The sequence below is a fragment of the Sphingobium sp. CCH11-B1 genome (assembly GCF_001556865.1).
Lineage (GTDB): Bacteria > Pseudomonadota > Alphaproteobacteria > Sphingomonadales > Sphingomonadaceae > Sphingobium.
Genome location: NZ_LSJY01000037.1, coordinates 1 through 8,523 on the forward strand (window position 1 = coordinate 1; position 8,523 = coordinate 8,523).

Genomic DNA, 8,523 nt, shown 5'->3' on the forward strand with positions numbered 1-8,523 from the left:
AAAGGGGGTCCCTCTTCGACGCCGATCGGGGGTCCCTTTTGAACGCCGTTTGACAGCTGGAGATGAATTGCTCGCGATTGGCGAACGCCGTCTCCGGTCCCCAGAGCCCGAGCCGCACGGCATAGGCAAGGTTGTTGACCTCGGACGCCCCCGTCGCAGAGGCGTAGAGGATCCGCGCGGCGGGCAGATGGTTCTGGAGCCGAACGCCGCTGATGCCCTGTTGCGATCCCTCCTTGGCTCCGAGTGCGCCCTCGCCTCCTGCGACACCGCCCATCTCGTGCGCTTCGTCGAAGGCGATGACGCCGTCGAAATCGGCGCCGGCCCAGTCGATGATCTGCTTCAGCCGGCTATGTTCCCCGCGCATCGATCGAAGGGTCGGATAGGTGACCAGAAGGACGCCCTGGTCAAGCCTGATGGGTTCGTCGATCTTCCAGTTCGATATGGGCTGAATGTCACCGGCGAGCCCGCCGAGGGCCGTCCAATCACGGCGAGCATCTTCGAGGAGGGGCGCGTTCTTGGTGACCCAGATATTGCGACGCCGCCCCTGAAGCCAGTTGTCAAGAATGGCGGCCGCGATTTGGCGACCCTTGCCTGCCCCGGTTCCGTCCCCGAGGAAGAAACCCTTTCGGTAGCCGCGGCCCTCCTCCGAGATAACGAGGCCGACACCATCCTTGTCCGGTGCGAAGCGCCCAGGGATCGTCTGAGCCCAGGCATGGCCGGCGTAAACGACGGTTTCGAGCTGGGAGGCCGAGAGCAAACGCTCTGTGACAGTCCGCTCCGGCAGCGAAGGGACGTAATCGGGGATCGGCGCTGGGATTGATCCCATGGCAACGGATTCGACGAGCGCAGTCGGGTGTTCGCCGGCTTTGTCGAAAACCAGGCGGCTTGGCCGATAGGGCAGATAGACGCCGGTCTGTTCGAGCAGCGGCGCCGGGGTTTCGAGCCTGGTGTAAGCAACCGGCAAGACATGGTTGCGCACGGCAGCGTGAAAGGCCCGGGGCATGGGCTTGGCGCTTTTGACCGCTCTGAAGAGCGAGATGCCTCCGCCCCGCTTCGGCGCGGGTGCCGGCTGATCTGCGACAAGGGACAGGCGAGGTGTCACGGTGAGAACGTCGAGCAGTTCCGCGATTGATCCACCCTGGATGACTTCTGGTGCGAGCCTGCCGGCGACCTTGTCGATGACGAAGATTCGCACGTCGATAGACGTGCCGTGTTTGAGATAGCAGCCTTCAAGTCGAACAGAGGCTTGCACTGTCGATCCGCGAAGGACGGTCTCGTAGTGGTCGCGCATTCGGGTGGTCGGTCCGAACCAGTCGGGCATGATGGCAACGAGGCGGCCCCCAGTCTGCAATCGGCGAAGTGCAGCCTGAAGATGCCGAACGGCCGCAAGATCATCGACGCCGCGGCCGAGCGACCGCGAAAACGGCGGATTCATGAGGATCAGGGAAGGACGCGGTGCGTCGCCAAGAGCAGCATCAAGAATCGCCCCATCATGGCCGGTGATCGTTGCGCCGGGGAAAACGCCGTGCAGGCGATCGCGGCGGATCGGATCGAGCTCGTTGAGATGCAGCGATCGATGAGCCCCAAGCTGTGCAACGAGCAAACCGTTGCCGGCGCTGGGCTCGAGAATGACATCATCCTGCCGGACATCTGCGAGCAGAATCGCGACGGCCGCAATGTCGACAGGAGTCGAGAATTGCTGCCATTCGATCTGGTCTTCGCTCCGCACGGTCTGAGTGGGGAGGCGCTGCGCGAGGTCAATCCGCGCGGCGACATCGGCGAGGCTGGCCAGAGGCGCCAATGATCCACGGAGATGAAGGGCGAGTGCGTGCTCTAGCACCTCGAAGCTTGAGCGCTGCGTCCAGCGTCCTTCGGCATCGGTTCCGCCGAACGCCTGCACCATCGCCCGATTGAGATGTTGACGGGTGACCGGCTCGCCTGACGCCAGTTGGGATAGAAGGATGTGCGCAGCGGCACGGTCGCCGCGCTCGGCGGTCTGAAAAAGGTCGGTCATTTGGGAATCTCCTGCGCGGCTGCATCTGTCGCAGCGACACACCCTCGATCCCCCTCCCCTCTCTCCGCCCCGGGATCAGGTCCGGCAGTGCGCGTCGAGGAACTTTGCCCAATCCTTGAAAGCCGGCGGCGGCGGGTCGCGGCGGATGATGAGCCCGGGACGGGCATATTTCGCTTCGGCGGACGCCGCGGCGCGACGCCCTTCTGGATCATTGTCCTCTGCGATCAGCAGGGTCGTAATGCCGGGTGGAATGACCAGTTGATCGAGCCGCCTGGCGCCAAGTGAGGCCCAGCAGGGGATGTCCTTGATGCGGGTGTAGGCGCCGGCAGTCTCGAAACCTTCGGCGATCGCCAGCGTCTCGCCCCCTGCCCGGCCCCGCCATGCGCCTGTCCCAGGCACGCCGAGCATGACTTTTCGGAGGCACTTCGCTGTCGCAGGGTCGAGAAAGTTGCGCTGGATCGCGACGAGCTGCCGGATCTCGCGAACAGCAATCAGCAAAGCCGGTCGATAAACGGTTTTCGGCTTCGGGAGGTATGGGCAGCGCGAATGGAAGCGCACGTCGGCAGGCGCTGGCAACAAGTTGCGTCGCTCAAGATAGCGCTCGGCCAGCGTCCCTTTGACGCCAACGGCCTGCTCCCAGATGCGCGAGACATTGGCGCTGCCTTGCGGTCGATCCTGTTCCGGTATTGCATAATGTTGGCCGGTTCGAACCCGACGCAATTCCCGCAGAACATCATCGCGTGCGCAACCCGCGAAGCACGTCACCAGAATGCCGCGGTCACCTTGGCGGATCGAAAGACTTGGATCGTTGTCGCCATGTGCCGGGCAACGGGCCATAGCCCTGTAGCCGGTCCAGGTGCCGCCAAGAGCGCCTACGAGGTCAACAAGTTCCTGGGTCGGTCGTTTGGCCGTGAGTGGCATAGGACTACCTCCTGCTCGGTAGCCACATCCCCCCTTCCCTCTTTCAGCGCATGGCGCTGTGACCCGGACCTATCAACGATGAGGGTCGGCGCGCTCACGTTGATCGCTTCATCGGGCACGACTCGGGCTCGTTCGCAGGCGACGAACGGCTCGGACATCATCGGTCAATCGTCAGGCCGGTTCTTCCGCCGATCCGCATATTTGATCACGAAGGCCTCCCAGAGCCGCATCCATTCGGTGTCGGTCCGGGGCCTCTTGATATCGGCGAATCCCTTGCGGAATGCGTTGGCCATATCGTCGACTGACCAAGGATGGCCCTTAGTGAGACCGACACTCCGAAACGCCTGTTCGCGGTCGCCATAGGAAAGCGTTCCCGGCGGGAATGCGTGAAGCGGTTCGTCTGATTTCGCTGCGGGTTTCGTTGCCTGCGGAACGGTGCGAACCGATGATCTCGGTGCCGTTTCGACGCCTGGCGCCCCAACAAGTCGCAAATGGGGTCCGACCAATTTACGCTCCATCGGCGCTGGAGACGGATGAAGGACCACCTTCCTGCCGGAGAGATCGACGTTCGCGTTGGGATAAACCGCCGAGACGAGCTGCATCGTCTCCCGCACCGTTTGACGAAAGCGCTTGCTGTCAGCCTCGTTGCCGAGGTGCTTTGCCAGTTGATCCCAAGAAATGATCTGCCCCTTGTCGGAGCCGATCCGTGGGAGGCGATAGGCAAGATAGGTATAGAGATCGAGCGCCGTTGGCGTCCCTTTAAGCTCCCGGATCGCTACTTCGTTTAATGGGACAGCGTGCTCGATAAGGTGACTGTAGAAGACCTCCGACATACGGATTTCCCGCGCGAAGGTGCCGTTCTTGTCGAGTGAACCAGCATATTCATTTGAGATCTTCACATCGCGGACCGCAAAGGCGTTGTCGTCCGTTTCGGTGCCATCCCAGCGAATCTGCCACTCGCACGCCAGCAAGCGGTCGACCTGTTCGCGCATCAGATTTGCGGTGCCACGGGGGCCATAGGACACCGTTTGATAGCCAAGCCGCCGCATCCATTCCGTGAAGTTGCGGCCGAGATAGACGTCGCGCGAACGCTTCATTACCGCCTGTGAAAGCAGATAGATGAGCGCAACCCTGGGATAGGCCCCATATGGAACACCCAGGCTTCTCATGACCGACTTGCCATCGATATTTTGAAGAACCGGCCGAGGGTTGATTGCCAGCGCGTACTTGCCGTCTTCCCGGATAATCGGGAGCGTGTCGTCCTTCGGGCGCTTGGTCGGGAGCGACATGGCGCAAAGCGCGGAATGGAGAAATGCCGGGACAGGCTCTTCGTCGTGGACTCGCAGGAAGGCGTCGAGCGTCAATTGGGTTCCGGCAGTGGAGGCAAGCTTCCGGACATTCTCTGCACCGCCATCGATCATGGCGAGTGCATATTGGTGCCCAATCGGCCTATGCTGATCTCCGTTCATTGTTCCGCCCTTCCCCGAATCTCCGGGGTCTGTGATGGCGCTGTCTCAACAGGTTTGGGTTTCGAAATCAACCCTGTTGGCAGTTTTGGCGGGAAATCAGGGGTGAGAGTTGCAATTCGACCGATGATCTCGGTGCCGCTTTTGCCGAATCGCCCCTTCCCACTTTCAAAAATCGAAATTTTGAAGCCGATTCGCGAATCGGATTGATTCAGGGATTCATGTAATAGGTATGCGCTCCGAGATCATCGGTCTGTTGGCACCGAGATCATTGGTAGGACGCACCGAGATCATCGGAAGGTACTGAGATCATCGGTATTTATCCACAGGGCATCGCTCGGTGCAGCCGGACGCAGCAAGTTTTCGAAAAGCTTGCACCGACTCGGAGATCATCGGTGCGCCTCTACCAGGGCGCATTGGCATTACCTTGAAATCCGAAACGGCTCGGAGATCATCGGTAAAGTTGTAAGTTCGATGGCCAAATCGTTGCTCGAAACTGCCAACGTCGCTATTGTGGGCCATCAAACCCACAAAAGCGGAATCTCATGGCCACTGATCCCACAACTGTCCCCGCCGATGACCTTCTGGAAGGTGGCCTGGATGTGCTTCACCGTAAAGCGCTCACGATCCTCAAGCGGATCCGCGACAGCGCGGTCGATCCAGAGACAGGGCAGAAGCGAGCCCCCACCTTCCCTATCTCCAAGGCTGCATCACTTGTCGGACGCACCGCGTCGGCGATCCGAGAAGCTGAACGCGACGGGCGTTTGCCGGAGCGTGGGCGGACGGCTTCCGGTCATCGCGTCCAATATACGCTCGAAGAACTCGATCATATGCGTGAGGTGTTCGGAACGCGTCCGTGGCGCAGCCCGGAAGATCCACCCGCCATTCTCTCGGTCTGCAATTTCAAGGGCGGTGTCGGCAAGTCCACGATCGCGCTGCACCTGGCTCAGCACTTCGCGATCAACGGCTATCGTGTGCTGTTTATCGACTGCGACAGCCAAGCTTCATCGACAATGATGTTCGGCTACCGACCAGACGTCGATCTGGAGGAGGACGACACGCTCTATGGGCATTTCCATAACCCGGAATTGCTGGGTGTGCGAAAGATCATTCGGAAGACCCACTTCCATGGGCTCGATCTGATCCCTGCGAATTTGCGGCTCTACAATCTCGAATACGAGATCGCCGGCTACCTCGCGCGCAATCAGAACCTGAACATCATCGACCTGATCGCCGAGGCCATCGACTCGGTGGTAGAAGATTACGATGTGGTGATCATGGATCCGCCTCCAGCACTCGGCATGGTCTCCATGGCGGTCCTTCAAGCAGCCAATGCGATGGTGATCCCCGTGCCGCCAAGCCTGGTCGACTTCGCATCGACGGTGTCGTTTATCGACATGGCGAAGACCACGATGAAGCAGCTCGAGCAGCTCGCGGGGAGGGGGCGCCCGGCTTACAATTTCATCCGTCTCGTCGGCAGCCGGGTCGACGACAGCAAGTCGATGCATCGTGAGATACTTTCGATGATGCGGAGCGTTTTCGGAGGCTCAATGTCTTCTTCGGTGATGGTCACCAGTGCGGAGATCGACAATGCCAGCTCGCGGATGAAGACGGTCTTTGAACTGGAAAAGCCCGTCACTTCGCACGAGGTTTACAACCGGTGCATGAGGCATCTGAATGAGGTTTGCCGAGACATCGAAGAAGACGTTTTGCGGACCTGGCCGAGCCGGGCAGGGGGGCAGCTTTGAGCAGCAGTTGCCACGTGGCAACTGCGGGCAATTGTTCGCCGTCTATGGGGCTGAAATCTGCTAAGAATGATGCGTTGTTGCCACGTGGCAACCGAGCAAGGAAAGCGTTTATAAACAGTATCATGAGCCAAATTCCAGGATCAGTTTTCCCTCAGAAAAGGGGAGCCGAAGGCGAGGCGAATTTCGGTTTGTTGCCACGTGGCAACAGACCAACAAATCGGGTCTCCAAGATGCCGGAAATTCGAGTAGGAGCGAGCCGATGACAAAAGGAAATAAGGGCTTCGGCTCGATGTTCACCGAAGGCCTGGATAATGAGGCCGAGCTTGACAATGCGAGCCCCTCGGAAGGGATCATCGCGAGCCGAAGCCAGACCCTGGCGCGGATAGCGAGCGGCAAGACGGTTACCGATCGAACGGAGTGGGTGGACCCGGCTCGTTGCCGTCCCTGGCGGATGCACAATCGCGACCTGGACCATTTGTCCGAAGAGAGCTGTCGCGATCTGATCGACTCCTTTCTCGCGGCGAAGCGGCAGCGCATCCCGGCGATCGTGCGTCGTCTGAAGGACGATCCTGACTACGATTATGAGATCATCGCTGGCGTTCGCCGGTGGTGGACCGTCCAGTGGCTCCGCGAACATCATCATCCAGAATTTGATTATCTCGTCACGATCCAGACCGTCACGGATGAAGAGGCATTCCGGGTTTCGGACGTTGAAAATCGGTCGCGAAAGGACATTTCAGACTGGGAGCGTGCAAAGGAATATGCGCGAGCGCTGTCGGAGTTTTACGAGAACTCCCAGTCCCAGATGGCGGAGCATCTCAACCTCTCGCGGTCATGGCTGAGCCGCCTGCTGGATGTTGCGAGGCTTCCTGAGGAGATCGTGGCGGCATTTTCGGACACCCACGACATTACCGTTCGAGTGGCGCGCGATATCAAACCGCTGACCAGCGAACCGAAAACTCTGAAGCGAATGCGAGACGAGGCCGAGCGCATCGAGGCCGAGCGTAGGAATGGTGGTTCCAGTCTGACCGGACCCGAGGTGGCGAAGCGACTTGTTCGTGCGACCGTTGAGGCAAAGAAGAAGGAGACTGGCGAGCGAGAGATCACGGGCAAAGGCGGAAAGACGATTCTGCGCTATGCCAGTGCCAGAGGTGGGGGGATCACGATCAAGATCGTGCCCCGGACCGGCGCCACGAAGGCCGAGCTCATGAAAGCGATCGAAGAACTGTTGCCGGCGAGCTGAGCAAAACAAGCGAGACGGCGTTTCAGTACGGAGGGCGTCCCGGTCGCTATTCGGCCCGCAGCCGGCGCTGCGCGGCAGGCGTGGTGGGCAGCGCCGCGAGGAGCTTTCGGGCACCCTGAGGTGTCACAGACAGCAGCTTCGAAACGGAGGATGCCTGGAGCCCTGGATAGGCGATCAATAGGCGCCCGAGAAGCGGCAGGCGACTTCGCTGAGTTGCACCCAAATTGGTGAGCTTGGCGACGTCATGCTCAATTGCGGAAAGCTCGCGGAGCCCCGCCGCGCTGATCTGCCCGATCTCCTTAGCGAGGAACCCGGTCAGCGCGGCAGGGGAAGGGGGCATGAACTTGGGGAGCGGCACCAGTGAGGGGATGATGCGGCTCGTGAAGCCAGCGCGGTAGAGCATGCGAGGAAGAGCGGTCGCGACGAGCCAGTTGCGATCGCGGCAGCGGGGAGGAAGCTCCAACGAGCGTCCGTCGATCGCAACAACCTCCGAGGCGCCGACCGGAAGACGCTCGGTCATTTCGGCAAGAGCGAACACGCGCTCGGCGATGGACCGGAGATCGGCGACGGGGAAGGGTGCATCCGCCGCAGACTTCACCTGACGCCAGAGCGGGCCGAAGTGTGCGAGATCGTCTCCACCATAGCGCTCAGCCTCTGCACGGTCGTCGAGGATGGTTCGGAGAGCATTGAGGGATGCGCGGCCAACCGGGTCTCTGACATCCTCGTCCCGACTTAGTGCGAGGTGGAAAATGGACGCCACCGATATCGGATCGTTGAGACCTTCGGAGGCGCGGGGAGGGGCGCTTCGCCCCGCGATCCAATCCTGCAGGTCGCCGACAGCGATCGGCACGCCGGCGAGACCTGCTAACGCCGCGGCGCCGTGAAGGCGCGATCGCGCAAGGAAAATGTCGGCGCTTGTACTATGATGAAGCCGGCCGTCGAGCCGGCCGAGCAGCAACATTGGGTCATTTGCGCGGCGGTCGACGATCTCCTGCATCGCTCTTACGCTTAGCGCGTGAGGAAACCAAAGTCAGCAGTTGGTTTCGCCTCATGCTATCGTCGAAAAGTTCATATGCGATAATTGCACTTATCACATAAGCAGATTTGACCGTTCTTTATAAGGTGGGCTAC

Annotated in this window: 6 protein-coding genes; 2 read left to right on the forward strand and 4 right to left on the reverse strand. The window is 60.5% G+C overall.

Going from position 1 to position 8,523, the window contains the following annotated elements; all coding sequences use genetic code 11:
* From AX724_RS04955 to AX724_RS04965, 3 genes are all read right to left on the reverse strand, one after another.
* Positions 1-2,014: strawberry notch-like NTP hydrolase domain-containing protein (locus tag AX724_RS04955; protein WP_066764084.1), on the reverse strand; the 2,014-nt coding region annotated here is incomplete at its 3' end.
* Between the two features lie 75 nt (positions 2,015-2,089).
* Positions 2,090-2,935: a DUF7146 domain-containing protein gene (locus AX724_RS04960; protein WP_030092781.1), complete on the reverse strand. Its 846-nt coding sequence runs from the start codon at positions 2,933-2,935 to the stop codon at positions 2,090-2,092.
* A 164-nt stretch (positions 2,936-3,099) separates the two neighbouring features.
* Complete coding sequence (locus AX724_RS04965) at positions 3,100-4,404, reverse strand: replication protein RepA (protein WP_062787891.1); 1,305 nt, start codon at positions 4,402-4,404, stop codon at positions 3,100-3,102.
* Positions 4,405-4,946: 542 nt separating this feature from the next.
* Here AX724_RS04965 and AX724_RS04970 point away from each other — a divergent pair.
* Both AX724_RS04970 and AX724_RS04975 read left to right on the forward strand, forming a co-directional pair.
* Entirely contained in the window at positions 4,947-6,149 is a 1,203-nt protein-coding gene (locus AX724_RS04970; protein ID WP_066764085.1) for an AAA family ATPase, read from the forward strand.
* 259 nt (positions 6,150-6,408) lie between these two features.
* Positions 6,409-7,392, forward strand: a complete 984-nt coding sequence (locus AX724_RS04975) for a ParB/RepB/Spo0J family partition protein (RefSeq protein WP_066764086.1) — start codon at positions 6,409-6,411, stop codon at positions 7,390-7,392.
* 46 nt (positions 7,393-7,438) lie between these two features.
* Here AX724_RS04975 and AX724_RS04980 read toward each other — a convergent pair whose 3' ends face one another.
* On the reverse strand, positions 7,439-8,389 hold the full coding sequence (locus AX724_RS04980; RefSeq protein WP_051743944.1) for a hypothetical protein: 951 nt from the start codon (positions 8,387-8,389) through the stop codon (positions 7,439-7,441).
* Positions 8,390-8,523: the final 134 nt, after the last annotated feature.

Coding starts and splice junctions, on each gene's coding strand:
- AX724_RS04960 (WP_030092781.1), bottom strand. CDS start 2,935: ATGCCACTCACGGCCAAACGACCGACCCAGGAACTTGTTGACCTCGTA.
- AX724_RS04975 (WP_066764086.1), top strand. CDS start 6,409: ATGACAAAAGGAAATAAGGGCTTCGGCTCGATGTTCACCGAAGGCCTG.
- AX724_RS04970 (WP_066764085.1), top strand. CDS start 4,947: ATGGCCACTGATCCCACAACTGTCCCCGCCGATGACCTTCTGGAAGGT.
- AX724_RS04965 (WP_062787891.1), bottom strand. CDS start 4,404: ATGAACGGAGATCAGCATAGGCCGATTGGGCACCAATATGCACTCGCC.
- AX724_RS04980 (WP_051743944.1), bottom strand. CDS start 8,389: ATGCAGGAGATCGTCGACCGCCGCGCAAATGACCCAATGTTGCTGCTC.